The sequence below is a fragment of the Cupriavidus sp. WGlv3 genome, assembly GCF_023952475.1.
Taxonomy (GTDB): Bacteria; Pseudomonadota; Gammaproteobacteria; order Burkholderiales; family Burkholderiaceae; genus Cupriavidus; species Cupriavidus phytorum.
Map to the genome: position 1 here is coordinate 123844 of NZ_JALHRX010000009.1, position 24311 is coordinate 148154.

At 68.8% G+C, this 24311-nt stretch carries 23 protein-coding genes; 13 read left to right on the top strand and 10 right to left on the bottom strand.

The window, feature by feature from the left end; translation table 11 throughout:
• Nucleotides 1–82: 82 nt before the first annotated feature.
• Nucleotides 83–1285, bottom strand: coding sequence for an ABC transporter substrate-binding protein (locus MKD38_RS16610; protein ID WP_252678361.1), 1203 nt, complete (start codon nt 1283–1285; stop codon nt 83–85).
• A gap of 425 nt (nt 1286–1710) precedes the next feature.
• Here MKD38_RS16610 and MKD38_RS16615 point away from each other — a divergent pair, with 425 nt between their 5' ends.
• Nucleotides 1711–2535 carry a FadR/GntR family transcriptional regulator gene (locus MKD38_RS16615; RefSeq protein WP_252678362.1) on the top strand — a complete coding sequence of 275 codons (825 nt, stop codon included), beginning with the start codon at nt 1711–1713 and terminating at the stop codon, nt 2533–2535.
• 28 nt (nt 2536–2563) lie between these two features.
• On the opposite strand, the gene MKD38_RS16620 is transcribed toward MKD38_RS16615, so the two are convergent.
• Genes MKD38_RS16620 through MKD38_RS16630 form a run of 3 tightly spaced genes read right to left on the bottom strand, consistent with a single transcriptional unit; the run spans nt 2564 to nt 5860 of the window.
• Nucleotides 2564–3778 (bottom strand): aminotransferase-like domain-containing protein, encoded by a 1215-nt coding sequence (locus MKD38_RS16620; protein ID WP_252678363.1) that lies wholly within the window; start codon nt 3776–3778, stop codon nt 2564–2566.
• A gap of 13 nt (nt 3779–3791) precedes the next feature.
• On the bottom strand, nt 3792–4814 hold the full coding sequence (locus MKD38_RS16625; protein WP_252678364.1) for a DUF1338 domain-containing protein: 1023 nt from the start codon (nt 4812–4814) through the stop codon (nt 3792–3794).
• A 53-nt stretch (nt 4815–4867) separates the two neighbouring features.
• Nucleotides 4868–5860, bottom strand: a complete 993-nt coding sequence (locus MKD38_RS16630; protein ID WP_252678365.1) for a Bug family tripartite tricarboxylate transporter substrate binding protein — start codon at nt 5858–5860, stop codon at nt 4868–4870.
• 162 nt (nt 5861–6022) lie between these two features.
• On the opposite strand from MKD38_RS16630, the gene MKD38_RS16635 reads away from it, so the two are divergent.
• Complete coding sequence (locus MKD38_RS16635; protein ID WP_252678366.1) at nt 6023–6964, top strand: LysR substrate-binding domain-containing protein; 942 nt, start codon at nt 6023–6025, stop codon at nt 6962–6964.
• 20 nt (nt 6965–6984) lie between these two features.
• Here MKD38_RS16635 and MKD38_RS16640 read toward each other — a convergent pair whose 3' ends face one another.
• On the bottom strand, nt 6985–7545 hold the full coding sequence (locus tag MKD38_RS16640) for a MarR family winged helix-turn-helix transcriptional regulator (protein ID WP_252678368.1): 561 nt from the start codon (nt 7543–7545) through the stop codon (nt 6985–6987).
• 96 nt (nt 7546–7641) lie between these two features.
• Here MKD38_RS16640 and MKD38_RS16645 point away from each other — a divergent pair, with 96 nt between their 5' ends.
• From MKD38_RS16645 to MKD38_RS16655, 3 genes are all read left to right on the top strand, one after another.
• On the top strand, nt 7642–8619 hold the full coding sequence (locus tag MKD38_RS16645; RefSeq protein ID WP_252678370.1) for a Bug family tripartite tricarboxylate transporter substrate binding protein: 978 nt from the start codon (nt 7642–7644) through the stop codon (nt 8617–8619).
• A 34-nt stretch (nt 8620–8653) separates the two neighbouring features.
• The gene (locus MKD38_RS16650; RefSeq protein WP_252678372.1) at nt 8654–10222 is read left to right on the top strand and encodes a sulfatase-like hydrolase/transferase; all 1569 of its coding nucleotides are present in this window, start codon (nt 8654–8656) and stop codon (nt 10220–10222) included.
• Between the two features lie 218 nt (nt 10223–10440).
• Complete coding sequence (locus tag MKD38_RS16655; RefSeq protein ID WP_252678373.1) at nt 10441–10965, top strand: host attachment protein; 525 nt, start codon at nt 10441–10443, stop codon at nt 10963–10965.
• A 54-nt stretch (nt 10966–11019) separates the two neighbouring features.
• On the opposite strand, the gene MKD38_RS16660 is transcribed toward MKD38_RS16655, so the two are convergent.
• On the bottom strand, nt 11020–11271 hold the full coding sequence (locus tag MKD38_RS16660) for a hypothetical protein (protein ID WP_252678374.1): 252 nt from the start codon (nt 11269–11271) through the stop codon (nt 11020–11022).
• 283 nt (nt 11272–11554) lie between these two features.
• Nucleotides 11555–12265, bottom strand: a complete 711-nt coding sequence (locus MKD38_RS16665; protein ID WP_252678375.1) for a GntR family transcriptional regulator — start codon at nt 12263–12265, stop codon at nt 11555–11557.
• A gap of 185 nt (nt 12266–12450) precedes the next feature.
• On the opposite strand from MKD38_RS16665, the gene MKD38_RS16670 reads away from it, so the two are divergent.
• The 7 genes from MKD38_RS16670 to gabD all read left to right on the top strand — a co-directional run bounded on the left by MKD38_RS16670 (nt 12451) and on the right by gabD (nt 20063).
• Nucleotides 12451–14121, top strand: a complete 1671-nt coding sequence (locus MKD38_RS16670; RefSeq protein WP_252678376.1) for a GMC family oxidoreductase — start codon at nt 12451–12453, stop codon at nt 14119–14121.
• A gap of 38 nt (nt 14122–14159) precedes the next feature.
• On the top strand, nt 14160–15071 hold the full coding sequence (locus tag MKD38_RS16675) for a TauD/TfdA dioxygenase family protein (RefSeq protein ID WP_252678377.1): 912 nt from the start codon (nt 14160–14162) through the stop codon (nt 15069–15071).
• Between the two features lie 30 nt (nt 15072–15101).
• Entirely contained in the window at nt 15102–16523 is a 1422-nt protein-coding gene (locus MKD38_RS16680; protein WP_252678378.1) for an aldehyde dehydrogenase family protein, read from the top strand.
• Between the two features lie 190 nt (nt 16524–16713).
• Nucleotides 16714–17928, top strand: coding sequence for an AI-2E family transporter (locus MKD38_RS16685; RefSeq protein ID WP_252678379.1), 1215 nt, complete (start codon nt 16714–16716; stop codon nt 17926–17928).
• Nucleotides 17929–18034: 106 nt separating this feature from the next.
• The gene (locus tag MKD38_RS16690; protein WP_252678381.1) at nt 18035–18250 is read left to right on the top strand and encodes a hypothetical protein; all 216 of its coding nucleotides are present in this window, start codon (nt 18035–18037) and stop codon (nt 18248–18250) included.
• Nucleotides 18251–18329: 79 nt separating this feature from the next.
• Nucleotides 18330–18542: a DUF3079 domain-containing protein gene (locus MKD38_RS16695; RefSeq protein ID WP_115682572.1), complete on the top strand. Its 213-nt coding sequence runs from the start codon at nt 18330–18332 to the stop codon at nt 18540–18542.
• Nucleotides 18543–18614: 72 nt separating this feature from the next.
• Nucleotides 18615–20063, top strand: a complete 1449-nt coding sequence (gene gabD, locus MKD38_RS16700; RefSeq protein ID WP_092315737.1) for an NADP-dependent succinate-semialdehyde dehydrogenase — start codon at nt 18615–18617, stop codon at nt 20061–20063.
• Nucleotides 20064–20075: 12 nt separating this feature from the next.
• Here gabD and MKD38_RS16705 read toward each other — a convergent pair whose 3' ends face one another.
• From MKD38_RS16705 to MKD38_RS16715, 3 genes are read right to left on the bottom strand one after another with little or no spacing between them, the layout of a single operon-like run.
• Nucleotides 20076–20909: a hypothetical protein gene (locus tag MKD38_RS16705; RefSeq protein WP_252678383.1), complete on the bottom strand. Its 834-nt coding sequence runs from the start codon at nt 20907–20909 to the stop codon at nt 20076–20078.
• A 28-nt stretch (nt 20910–20937) separates the two neighbouring features.
• Nucleotides 20938–21291, bottom strand: a complete 354-nt coding sequence (flhD, locus tag MKD38_RS16710; protein ID WP_252678385.1) for a flagellar transcriptional regulator FlhD — start codon at nt 21289–21291, stop codon at nt 20938–20940.
• Between the two features lie 9 nt (nt 21292–21300).
• On the bottom strand, nt 21301–22074 hold the full coding sequence (locus tag MKD38_RS16715; protein WP_252678387.1) for a Crp/Fnr family transcriptional regulator: 774 nt from the start codon (nt 22072–22074) through the stop codon (nt 21301–21303).
• Between the two features lie 248 nt (nt 22075–22322).
• On the opposite strand from MKD38_RS16715, the gene MKD38_RS16720 reads away from it, so the two are divergent.
• The gene (locus tag MKD38_RS16720) at nt 22323–24296 is read left to right on the top strand and encodes a PAS domain-containing hybrid sensor histidine kinase/response regulator (RefSeq protein ID WP_252678389.1); all 1974 of its coding nucleotides are present in this window, start codon (nt 22323–22325) and stop codon (nt 24294–24296) included.
• The last annotated feature ends 15 nt before the right edge of the window (nt 24297–24311 follow it).

Below are 24311 nucleotides of genomic sequence, written 5' to 3' on the forward strand. Positions count from 1 at the left end.
CCGCGCTTGACTGCGCGGCACGGTGCTTCGGTGTGCTTCAGTGTGTGAATCGCCGGGGCGGCGGCCCCGCAGCGTCAGGGCCTCAGGCCATCTTGCACTGGGTCTGCTCGACCGGCAGGAAGGCCTTGCCGACGCTGACGATTTCGGCGTAGTCGTCCTTGTCCTTCATGCGTGACCTGGCCTTGCCCTTGAGCAGGTAGTAGTTCTTCAGCACCTGGTGGTCGGCGGCGCGGATTTCCTCCGGCCCGGTCAGGCCCTCGTACTTCAAGCCTTCGAGCGCCGCGACCACGGCCTTCGGATCGGCGCTGCCGGCCTTGATCATGCCGTCGACCATGATCTTGGTGCAGATGTACGAGCCGGCCAGGCTGTAGTTGGGATTGGCCTTGAACTTGGCCTGGGTGCGCTTGACCAGGTCGCGGTTCAGCGGCGTATCGACGCCGTGCCAGTACTGCGCGCCGAAATAAACGCCCTCGCACAGGTCGGCGCCGAGCGACTCGAACTGTTCCAGCCCCGAGGCCCAGGCCAGCAGGATGGTGGTGTTCTTCTTCATGCCGAAGCTGACCGCCTGGCGCAGCGTGTCGGCGGACTGCGAGCCGAAGTTCAGGATCAGCAGCACGTCCGGCTTGGCGGCCAGCGCATTGGTCAGGTAGCCGCTGAATTCTTTCTCGGTCAGGGCGTGGTAGCTGTTGCCGACATGCTCGATGCCCTTCTCCTTGAAGATCGCCTTCGCCGCCGACAGCAGCCCGTCGCCGAACACATATTGCGGCGTGATGGTGTACCAGCGTTTGGCCTTCGGCATCGATTCGATCAGCGGCCGCACGGTGCGCTCGATCGCGCCGAAGGTCGGCACCGACCAGCGGAAGGTGGCGCGGTTGCAGTCCTTGCCGGTGATCTCGTCGGCCCCCGCGGTGGTGACGAACACGCCGCCGAACTTTTCCGCCTCCTTGCCCATGGCCAGCGATTCGGACGACAGGATGCCGCCGGCGAAATAGCGCGCCGCCTTCTGCTGCGCCAGCTCCTGCACCTTGCGCACCGCGGTGGCCGGCTTGCCTTCGGTGTCGAGCACGCTGTAGCGCAGCGGCCGGCCCAGCACCTGTCCGTACTGGTCGAGGGCGAGCCGCATGCCCAGGTCGGCGAATTTCCCGTTGGCGGCGAAGGCGCCCGACATCGGCACCGGACAGCCGAATTCCAGCGCCTCGCCCGCGGCAAAAGCGCTCCGGCCATGGATCAGGGAAGTGGGGACGGCGGACAGCGCCGCCAGTTTCAGCAGGTCACGACGATTCAAGGCTCACTCCTCGTTATGTGGGGATCGGGCTGCACGGGGCGAAAGTCTGGCCACGCCATGGCCTGGCGCTGCACCGTCTCCCCGACATGCTGGTGACTTTCGCCCGGCGCCGACACTGGCCGAGCAAGAATCGAACCTGTTTATTCTATTTATACGTATAAATAGAATAGAATCATCTTAGGAGTCGGCCGGAATCGTTGTCAACAAAGGAAAGGTCAGGGTTTACGCACCCTCGGCGCATGGCGCTACGTGCGCCGCGCATGAGGCGACGGCGGGACAGAAAGGTACGCGCTGAACCCGGCAATGCCAGCGAATCGGGCAGCATGCACGCGGCTGGGGCAAGCCGCGGCCCTGCGCCGGCGCGCTTGGCTAGAATGCAAGCGCCCAGGCCTCCATGGCTTGCGGCGCATGACAAGGAAAGAGCAATGGCGATGTTTCGGGAGGGCAAGACCGGGACCATCGAGATCCGCAAGCAGAAGCGCGCGGACCTGGTGGCGGAAGAGCTCAAGCGGCTGATTACGCAGCGCAACCTGCGCCCGGGCGACAAGCTGCCGCACGAGGTCAAGCTGCAGCAGATGTTCTCCGTCAGCAAGAGCACCATCCGCGAGGCACTGAAGTCGCTGGAAGTGCAAGGGCTGATCCGGGTCAGCACCGGACCGGCGGGCGGCGGCACGATCGTCGAAGTGCCGCTGGACCGCACCTTCCAGCTGATGCAGAACTACCTGTTCTTCAAGGACGTCGGCATTGCCGACATCTATACCGTGCGCCGGCTGCTGGAGCCGGAACTGGCCGCCGGCGCGGTGCCGCATCTGACCGATGACGATTTCCGGGCGCTGGAACGCACCATCGACCTGTGCGACCCGGCCTCGGCCGCGGCCGCGACGCCGCTGCTGGACCAGCGCCAGGAAGACCTGACCTTCCACGACATCCTGGCCGCCGCCAATCCCAACCCGATGCTGCGGTTCTCATGCGAGCTGATCAACGAGATGATTCGCCAGCTGGTGGTGTTCGGCAACGACACCCCTGCCTGCGAGCACGAGAAATTCGGCGCGGCCAACGTCAAGTTCCACAAGCGCATTGTCGAGGCGGCACGCCAGCGCGACGCCGACACGGTGCGCGCGCTGATGTCGGCGCATATGGAAGAGTGCACGCATTACGTCACGCGCATGAACGGGCGGGTCCATGGCCGCCTGGTGCTGGACTCCGAAATGCCGCGGCGCGGCCGGATGCTGCCGGCGGACGACGAATGAACCGCGCACCGGCGCACCCGCTATCGCGTCAGCCGGCCGCGTCCAGGCGCGCCACCGCCCTGTTCAGCCGCGCCACGCCTTCGGCGATCTGCTCCGGCGCCGCGCCGGCGAACGACAGCCGGAACGCGGGCCGTGCGCGGCGCTGCGCGTAGAAGCCGGCGCCGGGCACGAACAACACCTTCTCCGCGATCGCATGCGGCAGCAGCGCGGCGGCATCGTCGACGCCTTCCAGCGCAGCCCAAAGGAACATGCCGCCGGCCGGCAAGGCAAAGCGGATGCGCTCGCCAAAAGCCAGCCGCAGCGCCTCGGCCAACCGGTCGCGCTTGTCGCGGTAGAACGCGATCTCGCGCTCCACCTGCGCGGGCAGCCGCCCGTCTGCCAGGTATTGCGCGACCGCCAGCTGGATCCACGGCGGCGTGCAGAGATCCGACACCTGCTTGGCAATCACCGCGCGGCGGATGATTTCCGGCGCGGCCACCATCCAGCCGATGCGCAGGCCGGGCGCCAGCGTCTTCGACAGGCTGGCCAGGTGCACCAGCCACGGACGGGCATCGGGCACCTGGTCGCACAGCGCCAGCAACGACGGCGGCGCGGTGCCGTCGAAGCTCAGCGCGCCATAGGGATCGTCTTCGACCAGCACCACCTGGTGCCGCGCCGCCAGCTCGAGCAGCCGCAGCCGGCGCTCGGGCGACAGCGTGGCGCCGGTCGGGTTGGCGAAGGTCGGCACGGTGTAGATCAGCCGCGGGCGCACCGCGCCGTCGGCCAGCATGGCCGCGAGCGCGTCGACGTCCATGCCGTGCTGGTCGGACGGCACGCCGCGCACGTCGGCGCCCGCCAGACGCAGCGCCTGCAGCGTCGCCGAATAGGTCGGCTCCTCGACCAGCACCACGCTGCCCGGCTCGACCAGCGCGCGCACCAGGAAATCGAAGCCCTGCTGCGAGCCACTGGTGACCAGCAGCTGGTCCCGCGTCACGGCGGCACCGCGCCCGGCCATCAGCGCAACCAGGGCGTCGCGCAGCACGGGCGCGCCTTCGGTGGCGCCGTACTGCAGGCATTCCGCGGGCCGCTCGCGCAGCACCTGCGCGGACGCCGCGCCAATGCCGTCGGCATCGAACAGCGCGGCCGACGGGTAGCCGCCGGCGAAAGAGATCATCTCCGGGTCCGACAGGTACTTGAACAGCTCGCGGATCGGCGAGCCTTCCGGCTCGCGCAGCGCGGGAACGAACGGGTAGGCGGCGGTCATGGTCAGGCTGGCCTCAGCATGCCGCGGCGGTCATCTTGAAGATGCCCTGCGCATTGCCGGCATCGAAACCCAGGTCGGTGCGCGGGACCGCCTGCGCGTCATCGACGTAGCGGTCGCGGGTGATGAACTCGTAGAACGAGCCCGGCACCTCGCGCATCACCTCGGCGCCGTCCGCGCCCACGAAGGCACGGCGCACCGGGTCGGCGCGGAACGCGGTCTGGCGCACGCGTCCGCTGCGCGACACTTCCACCTTGTCCTTGATCGGCCGGCCCAGGCGCTTCTGCGCCTCGGCCAGTGCGAACACGTCTTCGACACGGTCGGTGGCATGGTTGAAGGCATTGCCCTCGGTGGCGATCCACGCCATCTCGGCCGATTCAGCCAGCAGGGCCTCGTAGTCGGCCAGCCGCGGCGCGGCGTGATGGCGCTCGAAGCAGCGCGCCAGCGCACCGATCAGCTCGCCGGCATCCGCCAGCGGCAACGACCCTTCGCGCTCGAGTTCCCACAGCAGCGCCTGCGCGCGCGGCGTCAGCGGATCGACCGAGGTTTCGAGGACGCGGCTGACGGCCTGCTGGAAGCCCGCGCTGAAACGCTCGGGATGCAACTCGCTGACAAAGAACTGCGCGATCTCTTCCGGCGCGTCTTCATGCGCGTACGAGCGCCCGGTCATGCCGATGCGGTCGAGCGGATAGGTGCCGTTGAGACGGTAGCCCAGCGGACGCAGGATGCGCGTGAAGGCGGCCTCGCCGGCGGGCAGCGCGCCGTGGTCGGGCCAGCGCACGGTGCGCAGCGCGCCATGGTCGAAGTGGACCTTGCCGCCCGCTGCGGCCACGTCTTCGGTGTAGGCCTTGCCGGTCGGCACGCGCTCGAGGATGCCGGCGAACAGCACCAGGTTCAGCGCGTGGGCAATCTCGGCGCGCGACGGGCGCCCGGCTTCGCCAGCCGGCAGTTGCGCGGGCGCGCTCACCAGCGCGGACAGGCGGTCGGCGCCGGTGGTGCCAAGATGCAGGGAAACGAGTTGGTTGATGTTATTGCTCATGATGCAGGGAGATCCCCTCAGGCTGATAACGAGATGAAATTCAATGACGGCTTTCAGTCCACCGAAGCGCCGGACAGGCGCACGATCTCGCCCCACTTCTGGCGGTCTTTCTTCAGCACCTCGGCGAAGGCTTCGGGGGTGCTCGGCGCAGGTTCCGCGCCGAGGTCGCGCATGCGGGACTGCACGGCGGGATCGCCGAGCGCGCGCGCCAGGTCCTGGCTGATCTTCTGCGCCACCGCGCTGGGTACACCGCGCGGCGCCAGCAGGCCGAACCACGGGCTGGCGTCGAAGCCCGGCACCGGGCCGGCGGCGGCCACGGTCGGCACGTTGGGCAGCGCGGACGAGCGCGCCGGCGTGGTCACCGCCAGCGCCTTGAGCTTGCCGGAGCGCACGAACGGCAGCGACGCCGGCAGGTTGTCGAACATCACGTCGACGCTGCCGCCCATCAGGTCGGCAATCGCCGGGCTGCTGCCTTTGTAAGCGACGTGGCTCATCTCGGTGCCGGTCATGCGCTGGAACAGCTCGCCGGCCAGGTGCGTCGAGGTGCCGTTGCCCGCCGACGCCATGTTGACGCGCTTCGGGTTGGCCTTCAGGTAGGTGATGAACTCCGCCAGCGTCTGCACCTGGGCGCGCTCGGCAAACGCCGGCGACAGCACCACCACGTTGGGCACGCGCGCCACCATCGTCACCGGCGCGAAATCGGCCGCGGCGTCATAGGGCAGCTTCTTGTACAGGGTGGGATTGATGCCGAACTCGCCCACCGAGCCCATCAGCAGCGTATAGCCGTCGGCGGTGGACTTGGCGGCGACGCCGGTGCCCACGATCCCGCCCGCGCCGGGCCGGTTTTCCACCAGCACCGGCTGCTTCCATTGCAGCGCGAGCCGCTCGCCGACCAGCCGCGCCACCATGTCGGTGGTGCCGCCCGGCGGATACGGCACGATGATGCGCACGGGCTTGGCGGGAAAATCCTCGGCGGCGACGAGGCCGGATAGGGTCATGCCAAAGGCGAAAGTGCCGGCGGCCAGCGCGCTGAACAAGCGATTCATTGTTGTTTTCCTGTCTACCTGATGGTTGTCGTTATGGCGGTGCCGCGATGGTGGGGGCCGCGGGACCAGGGCTGAATCATTTCTCATCAAGTCCGCCGGTTCAAGCGAGATTTCGGTATAGGATGATGACTTTATGTCATCAACTACCCTTTCCTTCCCGCAATGCGGCAACGCCTTCCCAGCCTTTCCAGCCTGCGTGCCTTCGAAGCCGCCGCACTGCACCTGAACCTGCGCCGCGCCGCCGCCGACCTGTTCATCACGGAAAGCGCGGTATCGCGCCAGATCGCCGCACTGGAAAGCCTGCTCGGCGTGCAACTCTTTCACCGCGCCAACCAGCGCATCACGCTGACCGCGGCCGGTGCGCTCTATAGCGTCCAGGTGCGCGAGATGCTGCGCAAGCTGCAGCGCGACACGTTGGAGGTGATGGCGCATGAAGGCGCGGGCGGCACCGTCGAACTGGCGTGCGTGCCGACCCTGGCGGTCGAATGGCTGATCCCGCGGCTGCCCGATTTCTACGCGCGCCATCCCCGGGTGGTGGTCAATATCAGCGCACAGTCCGACGTGTTTCTGTTCGACGGCACGCCCTACGACGCGGCGATCCACTTCGGCGAAGCGGTCTATCCCGGCGCGCGGGCCGATCTGTTGTTCGGGGAAGAATCCGTGGCGGTGTGCCACCCGCAGCTGTTCGGCCGCAAGAAACGACTCAGCGCGCAAGACATCGCGCATGCGCCGCTGCTGCACCTGGCCACGCGCAGTTTCGGCTGGAAGCAATGGATGGAGGCAGCCGGCATCGACGACGTCAACGCCATGCGCGGCGCCCGCTTCGACCATCACAGCATGGTGATCGCCGCGGCGCGGGCCGGCCTGGGCATCGGCCTGGTGCCGCGCTTCCTGGTGGAGGAGTACCTGGCGAACGGGCAACTGGTAAGCCCCGTGGCCCGCTCATTGCGCTCCACCAGCGCGTATTACCTGGTCCAGCCCGATACGCGCCCGATGAGCCATGCCATGCAGCATCTGCGTACCTGGCTGCTGGAGGCGGCCTCGGCATTTGCCGAGGGCCAGGGCACAGGATCTGTGGGACCGAAGTCGGTTGCGCGGGATTGAAGGCCGCAGGCGTGCGCGGCCTAGCCATTCTCCCCGCGCCACACCCGCTGCAGCTCCCACGCCGGCACCTCGCCCGCCGGCTGCGGCAAGGCCTGGGCTTCGGCCAGCATGGCGCCGGCCTGCGCCTGCAGCTTGTCGAGGCAGCGCGACAGCACCCGCGCCTCTTCGGCCGTCAGGCAGGCGGCCAGCTGCGTATTGAAGTCACGCGCCTGCGCAAAGGCGGTGCGGTAGACCGCCTCGCCCTCCTCCGTCAGCGTGAAAGCGGCCGCGCGCCGGTCCTGCGTGCGCGTTTCCCGGCGCACCAGGCCGCGTTCCGCCAGTGCGTGCACGGCGCGGCTGGCCAGTACCTTGTCGAGGCCGGCGCTCTCCGCCAGTTCGGTCAGCCGCGTGCCGGGCTGCTCTCCGAGGAAGGAAATCATGCGCCATTCGCGCCGCGTCACGCCCGCCCGCGCGCGCAGGTGCAGCGCAGCCGCGCCCAGCGCGACCCGGTTCAGATGGTAGACCCGGTAGTTGATGAAATCGGCCAGCCGCCGCGGCCGCTGCAGGCGGTTGCTGTCGCTCCCGCTGTTCTCGCGCGCCATGCCACACCCTCGATTTAGTTGACTTTGTCAATTATATCGACGGGTGTTAGCTTCCTCTCCATGCCGGCCGCCGGCGCATAACAGACAGGAGACACCGTGAGCCCCAGCAACTTCGTTCCCCGCCTCGTCGCATGCCTGCTGGCCGTCGCCGCGGCGTGGACCGCACCTGCCAGCGCGCAGTCGGACCGGCCGCTGCGCATCCTGGTGGGCTACCCCGCCGGCGGCACCGCCGACCTGGCCGCGCGCCTGGTCGGGGACAAGCTGCGCGAGACCCTGAACCAGACCGTTGTGATCGAGAACAAGCCCGGCGCCGGCGGGCGGCTGGTGATGGACTACGCGCGCACGCAACCGGCAGATGGCAATACGCTGGTGGTGGCCAACTCGGCGGTGATGACCATCGCGCCGCTGGTCTACCGCAAGCTCAACTACGATATCCAGCGCGATTTCACGCCGGTGGCGCAGGCCGCCAACTTCCAGCTGGCGCTGGCCACAGGTCCGGGCAGCCCGGCGCGCTCGCTGAAGGATTACGTGACCTGGCTCAGGGCCGGTGCGCAGAACAACTCCTACGCCTCGCCCGCGCTCGGCAGCATTCCGCATTTCTTCGGGCTGATGATTGGCAAGCAGGTCGGCGTCGACATGCTGCACGTGCCGTTCAACGGCTCGGCGCCACTGATGAGCGCACTGGTCGGCGGGCAGGTGCCGGCCTCGGTCGACACCCTGGCCGACCTGACCGAGATGCACCGCGCCGGCAAGATCCGCGTGCTGGCGACCTCGGGCAAGCATCGCTCGGTGGCGCTGCCTGACGTGCCCACCTTTACGGAACTCGGCTACCAGGGCATCGAGGGCGAAGGCCGCTATGGCGTGCTGGCGCCTGCCGGTACGCCGCGCGCGGCGCTGGAGCGGCTCAACGCCGCCATCGTCAAGGCGGTGCAGTCGCCCGACGTGCGCGACCGATTCCTGAAGCTGGGGCTCGAACCCGCCACCGGTCCCGCCGAGGCCTTCGCCGGGGTGCTGAAGGCCGACGCAGCCAAATGGGCGCCGGTGGTCAAGGCATCGGGATATACCGGCGACTGATGCCGCCAGCCGGCTTCCCGCAACCTTACCGACCATGACGATCCGCAATACCCTTTTCATCATGTGCGACCAGCTGCGGCGCGACCATCTCGGTTGCTACGGGCACCCGACGCTGCGCACGCGCAATATCGATGCCCTGGCCGCGCGCGGCGTGCGCTTCGACCGCGCCTATGTCACCTCCGGCGTCTGCGGACCCAGCCGCATGAGCTTCTACACCGGCCGCTACGTCAGCAGCCACGGCGCCACCTGGAACCGCGTGCCGCTGTCGGTCGGAGAAGTCACGCTGGGCGAATACCTGAAGGACAGCGGGCGCGCACTGGCGCTGGCGGGCAAGACCCATGTGATGCCCGACCACGCCAACCTGAAGCGGCTGCACCTGGACGGCGGCACCGAGCTGGAGACGCTGCTGCGCAGCGGCCACTTCACCGAAGTCGACCGCCACGACGGGCATCACGCCGAGCCGCGCAGCGCCTATGCCGACTGGCTGCGCCGGCAAGGCTACGACAGCGCCGACCCGTGGACCGACTACGTGATCAGCGCCGAGAACGCGCAAGGCGAGATCGTCTCGGGCTGGCACATGCGCAATGCCGGGCTGCCGGCGCGCGTGGCCGAGCCTCACTCCGAGACCGCCTACACCGTCGGCCAGGCCATGCAGTACATCGCGGCGCGCGGCGACGATCCGTGGGTGCTGCACCTGTCGCTGGTCAAGCCGCACTGGCCCTACCTCGCGCCCGCGCCGTACCACGCCGCCTATGCGCTGGACGATTGCCTGCCGCTGCAGCGCCACGACGCCGAACTCGAAGACCCGCATCCGGTGCTGTCGGCGTACCGCACGCAGGAGGAATGCGCCAACTTCATGCGCGCCGAGGTCTCGGACACGGTGCGCCCGGCCTACCAGGGCCTGATCCAGCAGATCGACGACCGGCTCGGCCTGCTGTGGGAACAGCTGGAACGGCTGGGCCGCTGGGACGACACGCTGATTGTGTTCACCGCTGACCATGGCGACTTCCTGGGCGACCACTGGCTGGGCGAGAAAGAGCAGTTCTACGACACCGTGCAGAACATCCCGCTGATCGTCTACGACCCCTCGCCGCAGGCCGATGCCACCCGCGGCACCGCGCAAGACAGCCTGGTCAGCGCGGTCGACGTGGTGCCGACGGTGCTGGATGCGCTGGCCCTGCCGCCCGCGGACCACCGCGTCGAAGGCCGCTCGCTGCTGGACCTGACCCGCGCCGCCGTGCGCGACGGCGCGGGTGCGTGGCGCGATGCCGTGGTCTCCGAGCTGGACTATGCCTACCGCGGCGCGCGCGTCGCGCTGGGCCGCCATGCCGGCGAATGCCGCGCCTGGATGGTGCGCGACGCGCGCTGGAAATACGTGCACTGGCAGGGCTTCCGGCCGCAGCTGTTCGACCTGCACAACGATCCGCAGGAGTACTTCGACCTCGGCGCCGACCCCGGGCATGAAGCCGTGCGCAGTGCCATGCGGCTGCGCCTGCTGGACTGGTTCTGCACGCTCAAGCCGCGCGTGACGGTGACCAACCAAGAGGTCGCGGCCAAGACCAATGTGTACAAGCAGGCCGGCGTGTTCTTCGGCGTCTGGTAGCCGGAGCGCCGCCGCAACTGGCCCCGCGTGGCAGGCGCCGGTTGCCTGAAAAAGTTGCACGGTTTGCCTGTCGATACTGCAACCGTGTGCCGCGGCCGGCATCTCAGGCCCGCATCTGGCGCCGCCCGGGAGCCAGGACCCGGGCGGCGGTCCGGATGGCGTATCCCTTGCAACAGGTGCCGGAGGGCCCTGTGTTCGGGCCGGCAACCGGAGCGATCATGAAGAACATCTGGATCCTGGTGGCGGATGAATCCGTCGCCCGCATCTTTGCCTCGCATGGCGACAGCGCCCCGCTGGAAGTCGTCGAGGAAATCACCGACGCGGCCGCGCATGCCGACCGCGCCGACCTGCGCCGCGACGCCTATGGCCGCCGGGGCCAGGCCGCCGCCCAGGGCGACGCCGGACACCCCGGCGCCCACCAGGTGGGGCCGTCGACGGTCACGTCTTCGGCGGGCGAGGACGAGCTGCACCAGGAAGCGCAGCTGTTTGCCCGGCGCGTGGCCGATTACCTCGACAACGCACGCAACAAGCAGCGCTTCGACGAACTCGCGCTGATCGCGGCGCCGCGCTTCCTCGGGCTGTTGCGCAAGACCCTGCCGCCCGGCGTCACCGACGTGATCACCCGGGAAATCGACAAGGACTTCAAGTACGTGGCCAATAACGACCTGCAGCAGCGGCTGGCCGATGAAGGCATCGTGCCGGCGCGGCGCGACGAACGCGTCAATACCGGCCGCGACCGTTAGCAGGAAGGCCTGACAACGCAGCCGCCCGTGCTGGCGCAGGCGGCTGCGCCGCCGTCAGCGGGCGGTGCCGGAACCGCTGGCGGCGCCACTGCTGCCGCTCGAGGTACCGCTCGGGCTGGTGGTGCTGGTCGCACCGGAAGTACCGGTGGACGTGCTGGCGCCAGGCGTGGTGCGGCTGCGGTTCTGTTCCGTCACCGCGCCCGATCCGGACAGCGAGCCGGAGCCGCTGGTGCTGCCGGTGGCGGTGCAACCCGCCAGGATGCCAAGGGCGAGCAAGGCTGTGCCGATGCGTAAGGGTGTTTTCATGTTGTCCTCCATCTGGCAGGTTGGCGGCAAGCCTTGCTGCATGGCGCAGCCTGCCGGCAGGGCGCCAGCGGCGCCGCTGCGCTGGAGAAGACGCAACGGACGTACCAGATTGGGATACACGGGGGGCACCGCTGCGGCGAAGCGGGCACGGCAGCGGACCGTGCCTTCGCCGCAGTAAGAAGTACGTGCGGCCGGTAAAAGTTACCGTGCGGGTACCTGATGAGTGCGGGATCGGCGCTCCGTTGCGGCGCTTGCTGCAATCGCCGGCCTTGGACTCGGCGCTTTAGCGCGTCAGCGTCCACTTGTAGGCATAGCGGTCCGGCCGGAACAGCAGGTCGGCGCAGAACAGCGGCGTGCCTTCGATGTCGTAGGGCGTGCAGCGCAGTCGCAACAGCGGCAGGCCTTCGGCGACGTCGAGCTTGCGGGCCACGTCGGCCGGCGCCGGGATCGCGCTGGCTTCCATCGCCACGTCGCGAAAGCGATACCCCAGCCGGCTTTCGAACAGCGCCATGGCGTCGTTGGTCTCGACATCTTCCTGCACCAGGCGGCGCATCAGCGGCTCGGGCCCCATCAGGTTGAAATAGGCGACCGCCACGTCGTCCCAGTAGCGCACCGTGGCCACGCTCAGCACTTTCTCGCCCGGCTGCAGGCTCAGCGCCGCGGCCACATGCGGCGGCGCCCGCAACAGGCGCACCGACGCCAGCTTGCCGTAGGCCAGTTGGCCCCGCGCCCGCCCGGTCTCATAGAAGCCGGTGAGCGCGCCGAGGCTGGGGGTATCGGCCGGCCGCGTCACGAAACTGCCCTTGCCATTCACTTTCTCGATCAGGCCGGCGTTGTGCAGGCCGGACAAGGCCTGCCGCACCGTGATGCGGCTGACCCCGAACTCGGTCATCAGCTCGGCCTCGGACGGCAGCTTCGCCCCGGGGCCGAAGGTGTTGCTGGCGATTCGCTGGCGAATCTCGCTTTCGATCTCTTTGAACCTGGGCAGCGCCACGTGTGTCCCGCCCCGCGGGCGGCTCCGAACTGAGTGATGCGGATGAATGAGGCGGATTATACCTATCATGACAGGTGTCGTCATAACCTATTGACCTGTTATAACAGGTAATGGCAGTATCCGTCGTCACCAGCGCTCTGCGCCCCACCCATCACCGCGTGCTGGCAACACAGGAGACAACTCAATTGGAAACCAGGGCAAAAGACACCGTCGGCGCGCCGGCGGAGTTCGACTACATCGTCATCGGCGCGGGATCGGCGGGCTGTGCCGTGGCCGGGCGCCTGGCCGAGGACGCCAGCGTCACGGTGGCGCTGCTCGAGGCGGGACCGCATGACCATCATTACGCGATCTGGGCGCCGGTCGGCATCGCCGCCGTGGTGCCCAAGGCCGGCCCGCGCAACTACGCCTACTACACCGAGCCGCAGGCGGGCCTGAACGGCCGCCGCTCCTACCAGCCGCGCGGGCGCGGCCTGGGCGGCAGCTCGTCGATCAACGGCATGGTCTATATCCGCGGGCACCGGCGCGACTATGACGACTGGGCCGCGCTGGGTTGCCGCGGCTGGGGCTATGACGAGGTGCTGCCCTACTTTCGCCGCAGCGAGCGCAACCCCCGGCTGGGCGGACACCAGGACGCACTGCATGGCAGCGACGGGCCGCTGCACGTCAGCGACCTGCGCTCGCCCAACCCGTTCGCGCAGCGCTTCGTCGAGGCCGCGATGCAGGCCGGGCTGCCGCGCAACGACGACTTCAACGGCGCCACCCAGGAAGGCGCGGGCCTGTACCAGGTGACGCAGCGCAACGGCGAGCGCTGGAACGCGGCGCGCGCCTACCTGCACAGCGGCAACGCGGCCGACACCGCGCTGAACGGCGGCCGCCGCGGGCTGGCGGTGATGACCGACACGCAGGCACTGCGCATCCTGTTCGACGGCAAGCGCGCGACCGGCGTGGAGATGGTCCGTGGCGGCGCGGTGCAGGTGCTGCGCGCGCGGCGCGAGATCGTGCTCAGCGGCGGCGCCTTCAATTCGCCGCAACTGCTGCTGGCCTCCGGCATCGGCCCGGCCGCGCACCTGCGCGAGGTCGGCATCGACGTGGTCCACGAGCTGCCGGGCGTGGGCGAGAACCTGCAGGACCATCTCGACATCATCGTCAACAAGCAGCTGCAGACCACCGAGCTGTTCGGCAAGACCGGCCGCGGCATGCTGAAGCTGGCGCGCGAGGTGATGCGCTATCGTCGCACCCGCACCGGCATGGTGACCTCCAATATCGCCGAGGCCGGCGCGTTCCTGCGCAGCCGGCCCGAACTGGAGATCCCCGACGTGCAGCTGCACTTCGCGGTGGCGCTGCTCGGCAACCGCAACCTGGGCAACCTCGGCCACGGCTATTCCTGCCATGCCTGCGTGCTGCGTCCCAAGAGCCGCGGCCACGTGCGCCTGCGCAGCGCCGACACGCGCGAAGCCCCGCTGATCGATCCGCGCTTCCTGTCGGCCGAGGAAGACATGGCCGGCATGGTCGAGGGGGTGCGCGCGATCCGCCGCATCTTTGCCCAGCCGGCACTGGCGCAGCACGGCGGGCGCGAGGTGCTGACCGACGCGTTCGGCCCCGGCAGCGGCAACCAGGCGGCGATCCAGGACTTCGTGCGCAACCATGCCGATACGGTCTACCACCCGGTCGGCACCTGCAAGATGGGCGTCGACGACATGGCCGTGGTCGATCCCGAACTGCGCGTGCGCGGCGTGCAGGGGCTGCGCATCGCCGACGCCTCGATCATGCCGACCCTGGTCGGCGGCAACACCAACGCGCCGGCCATCATGATCGGCGAAAAGGCCGCGGACCTGCTCAGGGCCGCGCTGCGCTGAGCCAAACCGCACAGGAACAACACACCAAGGAGACCACCATGCAAGCCACCGCACCCGCCACCATCAGCCCGCAAGACTACCGGGCGCTCGAGCAGGAGCCGTTTCCCTTCACCGTGCGCCGCTGCACGCCGACCATCGGCGCCGAGGTCGAGGGCATCGATTTCCGCGAGACGCTGGACCGCGACACCTATCTCTCGCTGCGCCGCGCGCTGCTGAAGTACAAGGTTCTGTTCTTCCGCAAGCAGGCCATCACGCCGGCCCAGCACGTTGCGGTGGCGCGGCGCTTCGGCGAGCTGGAAGTCCACCCGATGTTCACCAACCATCCGGAGCATCCGGAACTGGTGGTGTTCGGCCGCAACGACAAGACCCGCGGCCGCGAGAACCTGTACCACTCCGATGTGTCGTGGCGCGAGATCCCCTCGATGGGCTCGATGCTGCGCTGCCTGGAGTGCCCGGAGGTCGGCGGCGACACCATCTGGATCAACATGGCCGCGGCCTACGACAACCTGCCGCAGGAGATGAAGGACCGCATCGCCAACCTGAAGGCGGTGCACGACGCCATGCCGGCATTCGGCACCGCCCTGAGCGAGGAAAAATACGCCGAGATGCGCGCCAAGTATCCGCCCATGGTGCACCCCGTGGTACGCACCCATCCGGAAACCGGCGAGCAGATCCTGTTCGTCAACGAGGCCTTCACCACGCACTTCGCCAACTTCGCCAAGGAACAGCCCTACCGCTTCGGTTCCGATTTCCGGCCGGCGGAACTGGACCTGATGCAGTACCTGTACCGCCAGGCCGCCGCGCCCGAATACCAGGTGCGGCTGCGCTGGCAGCCGGACACGATCGCGCTGTGGGACAACCGTTCCACCCAGCACTACGCCGTGCAGGACTACTTCCCCGCGGTGCGCCACATGAACCGCGCCACCATCATCGGCGACCGTCCGGTCTGACCGAAAACCAACCCATCGAGGCAACCGGACATGCATAGCGTCGACAAGTTCTATATCCAGGGCCAATGGGTGCAGCCCGCCGAGGGCGCCACCCACGCCGACATCATCGACCCGGCCACCGAAGCAGTGGCGGGCAGGCTCGCCATGGGCACCGCCGCGGACGTGGACCGCGCCGTGGCCGCCGCGCGCGCGGCCTTCCCGGCGTGGTCGGTATCCACCCGCGAAACGCGCATTGCGCTGCTCGAGCGCATCATCGCCGCCTACCAGGCGCGCATGGCCGACCTGGCGCAAGCGGTACGCCAGGAGATCGGCGCGCCGATCACGCTGGCCACCAACCTGCAGGCGGCGATCGGGCTGGGGCAATTGCGGGCGACGCTGCAAGCACTGCGCGACTTTGCCTTCGAAAGCCCGCGCGGCAAGAGCCATGTGCTGCGCGAGGCCATCGGCGTGGCCGCGCTGATCACGCCGTGGAACTGGCCGCTGAACCAGATCGCGGCCAAGGTGGCGCCGGCGCTGGCGGCGGGCTGCACCGTGGTGCTCAAGCCCTCGGAGATCGCGCCGCTGGATGCGCAGATTTTCGCCGAGATCATGGATGCCGCCGGCACGCCGCCGGGCGTTTTCAACATGCTCTATGGCGAAGGCCGCGTGGTCGGCGCCGCGCTGTCGTCGCATCGCGAGGTCGACATGGTGTCGATCACCGGCTCGACCCGCGCCGGCGTGGAAGTGGCCATCAGCGCCGCGCCCACCGTCAAGCGTGTGGCACAGGAGCTGGGCGGCAAGTCGCCGCTGATCGTGCTGGACGACGCCGACCTGCAGGCCGCGGTGACCAGCGGCGTGGCCCAGTGCATGGTCAACTCCGGCCAGACCTGCGTGGCGCCCACGCGCGTACTGGTGCCGCGCGCACGCTACGAGGAAGCGGTGCAGATCGCGGCGGCGGTGGCCAATGCGGTGAAGGTCGGCGATCCGTCCGATCCCGACACCAAGATGGGCCCGATTTCCAACCGCGGCCAGTATGACAAGGTGCAGCGCCTGATCGGCATCGGCATCGAGGAAGGCGCGCGGCTGGCCGCCGGCGGCCCGGGCCGCCCCGACGGCCTGGCGCGCGGCTTCTATGCCCGCCCGACCGTCTTTGCCGACGTGCGCAACGACATGGCCATTGCCCGCGAGGAAATCTTCGGGCCGGTGCTGTGCCTGTTGCCGTACGACAGCGAAGAGGAAGCCGTGGCCATCGCCAACGACACGGAGTTTGGCCTGGCCGCCTATGTCGCCTCGTCCGACCCGGCGCGGGCGCGCAGGCTGGCGGCGCGGCTGCGCGCCGGCAACGTGCGCATCAACGGCGCGATGATGGATATCTCCGCGCCCTTCGGCGGCTACAAGACTTCCGGCAACGGCCGCGAGTACGGCCCCGAAGGCATCGCCGAGTTCCTCGAGACCAAGACCGTGACGGGCTGAAGTCGGCCCGGCCATGCACCGCCCGGCCGCCGGCACAAGCCCGGCCGCCGGGCGGTGTCGTCTGGGCGACGCATGCACCCGCGCTGCCGCGCTTGTCTGACATCGGCAGGCGGCGGCGTCCGACAGTCCAACGCCTGCCGGAACGCTATCTTCGAGGGTAGCGCCAGGCCTTTTGCCGAAGCGCCCGGCTATGTCGACCGTTCCCGATCCCACCGCCCCGGCGCTGCCGCCAGCGCAGCCCGCCCCACAACTGACCGACGATGGCCGCCCGGCAGGCGCCCCCGCGGATCCGTCCACGCCAGTGCCCGCGCTGCTGACCGATGCCGCCGTCGCCGGCGCGCTGCATCGCGCCAGCACCGCGCTGATGGTGCTGGCGGTGTTGTTCTCGCTGTACGCCGTGCACGTGGCGCGCGACTTCCTGGTGCCGGTGGTGATCGCGGTGGTGATGGCCTACCTGCTCGATCCGCTGGTGTGCGCGCTGCAGCGGCTGGGGCTGGCGCGCTCGCTGGCGAGCACCATCGTGCTGTTGGCGCTGCTCGCCGCGCTGCTCAGCGGCGCCTACCTGCTGCAAGGCCAGGTCGAGTCGATGGTCAACAGCCTGCCGGAGATGGCCAGCAAACTGTCACGCTCCGTCGGCGCGCTGCTCAGCGGCGACGACTCGATGTGGCAGAAGATACGCCGCGCCGCCACCGTGCTCAGCGGCACCGGCCAGCCGCCGCCGGCGCGCGGCACCCATGTGGTGGTGGAGCAGTCGGCGGGCCAGATCAACAACATGCTGCTGGCCGGCTCGGTCAGCATCTTCACCATGGCGGCGCAGGCGGTGGTGGTGGTGTTCCTGTTGTATTTCCTGATGCTTGCCGGCGATACCTTCAAGCGCAAGTTCATCAAGATGGTCGGCACCACCATCTCGGAAAAGAAGATCAGCGTGCACATGCTGGACGAGGTCAACCGCTCCATCCGCCGCTACATGGGGATGCTGCTGGTGACCAACGCCGGCCTGGGGGTGTGCACCTGGCTGCTGCTGAAATGGCTGGGGGTCGACAATGCCGGCAGCTGGTCGATCGCGGCGGCGGCGCTGCACCTGGTGCCGTACTTCGGCGCGCTGGCGATCGCGCTGTGCCTGGGCATGGTGACGTTCATGCAGTTCGGCACGCTGGGGATGGCCGCCGCCGCGGCCGGCGGCTCGCTGCTGATCGCCACGCTGATCGGTTCGGTCATTACCACATGGATGACCGGCCGCATGGCGCGCATGAACGCGGTGGCGGTGTTCGTGGCGCTGCTGCTGTTCACCTGGCTGTGGGGTGTGTGGGGGATGCTGCTCGCCATACCGCTGATCACCATTGCCAAGGTGGTGGCGGATCACATCGAAGGCATGGAAGTGGTGGCGGAGTTCCTTGGCGAGTAGCGTGCGTTCGCACACCTGTCGCATCGCCACTGCACCGCTATACTGAAAACAGCGAATGCTGCACCACAGCATTACAGGCGCAGCCCTTCGCGCGGAGGAAACCACCATGTCTCTATGCGACCAATGCGAGTCGCAACTGGACCGCCCCGGCCATGTGCCGCCGCATCCGCAACTGGCGATCTCGGCGACGCTGCGCATGGCGAGCGGACAGAATGCGTTCGTGTACCGCTGCGCCCGCTGCGGCCAGACCCTGCTGCTTGCGTCCGATGACGAAGAAGCGCCGGACCGCTGGACGCGCCTCGACGCGGACGGCTGGCGCTGAACGGGGACACAGCGCTGTTGGCGCCGCCTTGATCCCGCGCAACACTGCTGACTAGCAGCGCCGACATAATGGCCCAATCATGGCCAAGAAATTTCCCATCCATCCCAGCCATCCCGAGCGCATCTGCTGGGGCTGCGACCAATACTGCCCGGTCGACTCGATGCGCTGCGGCAACGGCTCCAGCCGCACCCAGCATCCGGTCGAACTGCTGGGCGACGACTGGCTCGAATGCGGCGACTGGGGCATCGAGGCGCCGTCCGCCAAGGCACCGTCCGGAACCACCCCCGGGTAGCGGGATTACAATCGTTGTCTCCGGCCCAACGACAAAGACCCGGCGCCACTGCCGGCATACACCGAGACAACCATGCTGAACCTCCAGGATTCCTCGCTGCTGCGGCAGCAGTGCTTGATCGACGGCCGCTGGATCGATGGCGAGCGCCGCATCGACGTGACCAATCCCGCCACCGGCGAGCGCGTCGGCCAGGTGCCACAGCTGGGCGCCGAAGAGACCCGCCAGGCCATCGAGGCCGCCAACCGCGCGCTGCCGGCGTGGCGCGCCCGCACCGCCAAGGAACGCTCGGCGCTGCTGCGCAAATGGTTCGAGCTGATCATGGCGAACCAGGAAGACCTGGCCCGCATCATGACCGCGGAGCAAGGCAAGCCGATCGCCGAGGCGCGCGGCGAGATCGCCTACGCGGCCTCGTTCATCGAATGGTTTGCCGAGGAAGGCAAGCGCGTCTATGGCGATACCATTCCCGCCCCGGTCAGCAACCAGCGCATCGTGGTGACCAAGGAACCGGTCGGGGTCTGTGCCGCGATCACGCCGTGGAACTTCCCCGCCGCCATGATCACCCGCAAGGCCGGCCCGGCGCTGGCAGTCGGCTGCACCATGGTGGTCAAACCCGCCTCGCAGACGCCGCTGACGGCGCTGGCGCTGGTGGCCCTGGCCGAGCGTGCCGGCATTCCTGCCGGCGTGCTGTCGGTGGTGACAGGCTCGGCCAGCGCGATCGGCGGCGAGATGAGCAGCAATGCGCTGGTGCGCAAGCTGACCTTCACCGGCTCGACCGAAGTCGGCCGCGTGCTGATGGCGCAGACCGCCGCCACCATCAAGAAGGTGTCGATGGAACTGGGCGGCAACGCGCCCTTTATCGTGTTCGACGATGCCGACCTCGACGCCGCCGTCGAAGGCGCGATCGTTTCCAAGTACCGCAATGCCGGTCAGACCTGCGTCTGCGCCAACCGCATCTACGTGCAATCCGGCGTGTACGAGGCATTTGCGCAGAAGCTGGTGGCCGCGGTGGCGGCGCTGAAGGTGGGCAACGGCATGGACGACGGCGTGCGCATCGGCCCGCTGATCGATGACAAGGCCGTGGCCAAGGTCGAGGAGCATATCGCCGACGCGCTCGGCAAGGGCGCGCGGCTGCTGCAGGGCGGCCAGCGCCATGCGCTCGGGCACTCCTTCTTCCAGCCCACGGTGCTGGCCGACGTCGCGCCCGGCATGCTGGTGGCGCGCGAGGAAACCTTCGGTCCGCTCGCGCCGCTGTTCCGCTTCGACACCGAGGACGACGTGGTCGCCATGGCCAACGACACCGAGTTCGGCCTGGCCAGCTACTTCTATGCGCGCGACCTGGGCCGGGTCTGGCGCGTCTCGGAACGGCTGGAATACGGCATGGTCGGCGTCAACACGGGCCTGATCTCGAACGAGGTGGCGCCGTTCGGCGGCGTCAAGCAATCGGGCGTGGGCCGCGAGGGCTCGCATTACGGCATCGACGACTACCTGGTGATCAAGTACACCTGCATGGCCGGCATCTGACCCGGCGCGCCCTCAGCCCGCCGTACCGGCGGCGTGCCGGGGGCCGGACTGCGGCGGCGCCAGCCGGCAGCTGTCCCGAAAGCGCGCGATCTGGTCGTGCAGCTGCTGCATCTGTTCGATCTGGTAGCTGGCCCGCTCCTGGCTGTAGCGGGTGCCGGACTCATACAGCGCGCCGTCCGCGGCGCGGGCCAGGCCTTCCAGCGCCTGCGCCAGCGCGCGCCCCTCGACGCTGCGGTGCCGCCGCAGGCGCCACGACAGCGCCTCCTGGCCCTGGTCGAGCAGGTTCTGCTGCAGGTAGCCGAGCCGCTCGGCAAGTCCTTGCGCGTCGTGCAACACCGACAAATAGGCGCATACGACCGCGAGCCGCTGCTGCATCTCGCCGCCGGACAGCAACTCGCGCGCGCACGCGCCCCAGGCCTGTGCCTGGGGCCCATGGTCCTGTTTGCCGCATTCGCGCACATAGACGTCCAGCGGCAGCACCGACACCGCCAGGCCGGGCGGCAGCACGCTGGTGAAGCGGCTGGCGATGGCCTGCTGCAGGGTGCGGTCCAGCGCGCAGCACGTCCTGATGTCCGCATCGACATAGAAGTCCAGCGCCGGCTGCCGGCCGTGGCCCACCGAGACCACCGCCCGTACCGGCGGTCGCCCTGCCATGGCCAGCGTTTCCAGGCCGGCTTCGATGCAGCGCTGCTCGGCGGCCTCGGCGCCCAGGGCCTGGACGATGTCCTGCATCTGCAGCGTGCCGGCGATTTCGGTGCGGTCGACCGCGGGCGGCCAGCCGCCGCGGCGGTCGGCGGCCATGGTCATCCGCTTCAGATCGACATGCGTGATCGCATTGCCCGTCATATAACCCTCCGATTACAGAAGTCGTGTCTCAATCCCGCCGCGATGCCATCACGATCGCAGCATGCATGCCGTGCAAGGCGTGCGGCGGCTCGGCCCCGGTCAGCGCGGCCACCAGCAGGCTGTCATCCAGCCGGAAGCGGTACAGCATCAGGCTGGATCGCGCCAGCGCGATGATCTGCGTCGGCGTCAGCGATGCCAGCAGGCGGCCCATCTCGCGATCCAGGCCGAGCCGGAACAGCGCCTCGGCCTCGTTCTCGCGCATCAGCCGCTGTACCAGCAGCAGGTAGGACAGGTTCAGCGCCTCGATCTGGCGCAGGCTGTCGGGGTCCGCTTCCTGGTGCAGGTCCGGCACGCGTGCGCACGAGGGCTTGTCCTGTTCCATCTCAGTCTTTCACCGGTGCGGATGCGGCGCGGGTGCGTGCGCAAGGATCATCGGCCGCGCGGCAATGGCCCGCAGCGCGGGCTTGTCGAGCAGCGTGATGGTGCGGTGCCGTACCGTGATCAATCCGCTCTCGGCCAGCCGCGAGAACTGCCGGCTCACCGTTTCCAGCGTCAGGCCGATATAGCTGCCGATTTCCTCGCGGCTCATGCGCAGCACAAAGGCCGACGAGGAAAAGCCGCGCAGCGCGAAGCCGTCCGCCAGCCACAGCAGGAACGTCACCAGCCGCTCTTCGGCCGTCATCAGCGCCAGCATGGTCTGCACCGCCCGCGCGCGCTGCAGCTGGCCGTCCAGCGCCAGCAGCAGTTGCCGGCCGAGCGGGGCCAGCGTGGCCGCGGCCAGGCGCAGCGCGTCCACGGTGAACAGGCACAGCTTGGTGTCTTCCAGCGCGGTGGCGTACGAGGCATAGTGCGGGCGCACCAGGCTGTCCAGCCCGACCATGTCGCCGGGAAAGTGGAAGGCGACCACCTGGGTGCGCCCGTCTTCAGTGGTGACATGGGTCTTGATGGTGCCGACGCGAATCGCATAGACCGATGTCACCGGGTCTCCCAGCAGGTACAGGAATTCGCCCTTACGCAGGCGCACCATGCGTTGCGCTGCCTCGACGCCTGGCGCGCCGCGTGCCTGGCCGGCCGGTGCGCACTCAGGCCAGGCGCCGGCCATCTGGCAACACGTGCTGCACGGCATGGCTTCGCGCTGCGGCTGGCAATCGTCGGACTGTGTCATCTGCGCGGTAGGCTGGAAGACCTGGAGAACCTCGTGCGTCCATTCTATGGAGCCGCACTGGCCAGACAATCCGTACATTCCGATTCTCGGCACGGAAGCGTCCGAGGTTGCGGTGTGCCGGCCCGCGGGACGTCCGTGCTGCACTTGGCCGTGCGGCGGGTGCCAGCGAAGCGCAAGCAGGCGTATCCTTACCGGACCATCAGGATCGGATGCGCCGGCAGCGCCGGCACGTCGCCCCAACCCATCCCATGACAAGACGCCCCGACGATCCACCGCCCATTGCCGGCAATGCCAGCAGCCCCGAGGCCAGCGGCCCGGACCTTCCGCACGCCGCCGATACCCCCTACCGGACGCTGGTGGAAGCCGTGCAGGACTACGCCATCTTCACGCTCGACGTCGGTGGCCATGTCTCCAGCTGGAACAAGGGCGCGGCCCGCATCAAGGGGTACCGGCGCGAGGAGATCCTGGGCAAGCATTTCTCGCATTTCTATACGCCCGACGCGGTGGCCCGGCGCTGGCCCGACGCCGAGCTCAAGGCGGCCGCCGAACTGGGCCGCTTCGAGGACGAGGGCTGGCGCGTGCGCAAGGACGGCAGCCGCTTCTGGGCCAACGTCGTCATCACCGCCCTGCGCGACCCCGACGGCCGGCTGATCGGCTTCGGCAAGGTCACGCGCGACCTGACCGAGCAGCGCCGCGCCGCCGAGGCGCTGCGCCAGAGCGAGGAATCGCTGCGCCTGCTGGTGGAAGGCGTCAAGGACTACGCGCTCTTCATGCTCGATCCCGGGGGCCATATCGTCAGCTGGAATTCAGGCGCGTCCTATATCAAGGGCTACCGCCGCGACGAGATCATCGGCCGCCATTTTTCGCTGTTCTATCCGCAGGAAGACGTCGCCGCGGGCAAGCCGGCGCGGCACCTGGACCTGGCCCGGCGCGCCGGGCGCATCGAGGACGAGGGCTGGCGCGTGCGCAAGGACGGCTCGCTGTTCTGGGCCAATGTCACGCTGACCGCCGTCTACGACGATTCGCGCGCGCTGCGCGGCTTTGCCAAGGTGACGCGCGACATGAGCGAACGCCGCCGCCGCGAAGAGCTGGAACGCTCCAGCCAGCGCCTGAACGAGTTCCTGGCCACGCTTTCGCATGAGCTGCGCAATCCGCTGGCGCCGGTGCGCAGCGCGCTGACCGCGATGCGGCTCGCCCCGGGCGACGGCGCGCTGGCCAATCAGAGCCTGGCCTTGATCGAGCGCCAGGTGACGCACCTGAGCCGGCTCGTCGACGACCTGCTCGATATCGGGCGCATCACCTCCGGCCGGATCGAGCTGCGCACCGGACCGGTGGAACTCGACGAGATCATTGGGCTGGCGATCGAGGGCGCGCGCCCGGCGCTCGATGCCAAGTCGCAGCGCGTCGACGTGCAGGGCACGCCCGGCGCGATCCGCATGGATGCCGACAAGACCCGGCTGGTGCAGGTGCTGCAGAACCTGGTGCTCAATGCGTCGAAGTTTTCACCGCCCGGCTCGGTGGTGACGATTGCCGCGGCGGTGCAGAACCGTACCCTTGAGCTGCGGGTGACCGACCAGGGCCGCGGCATCTCGCCGCATGCGCTCGAGGACATCTTCCAGCTGTTCGTGCAGGAAAGCCGGCCGGGCACCGATGTGCAGGGCGGGCTGGGCATCGGCCTGTCGCTGTGCCGCTCGCTGGTGGAGCTGCACGGCGGCACCATCGCGGCCTCCAGCGCCGGGCCGGGGCTGGGCAGCACCTTTACGTTACGGCTGCCGCTGCCCGCCGCGCGCCCGTCCGACGATGCGCACCGCACCGCCCTGCCCGCCACCGGCCCCGACCAGGCCGACCTGCAGGCGCAGCGCATCCTGCTGGTCGACGATAACCGCGACGCCGCCGACAGCCTGGCGATGCTGCTCGAGATGTGCGGCCACGAGGTAACCATCGCCTACGACGGCTCCGAAGCCCTGCACGTGGCGCCGCGCTGCCGTCCGCATATCGCGCTGATCGACCTGGCCATGCCGGGCATGGACGGTTTCGAGGTGGTGCGGGCCATGCGCGGCGTGGCGGGCACCGAATCGACCCGTTACGTCGCGCTGACCGGCTTCGGCCAGCCGGCGGACCGGCAGCATACCGAGGCCGCCGGCTTCGATGCGCACCTGGTCAAGCCGGTGGAGCTGGAAACCCTGTTCGGCACCATCGCGCGGCTGCGCCAGCCCGACTGAGCCGCACGGCATCCG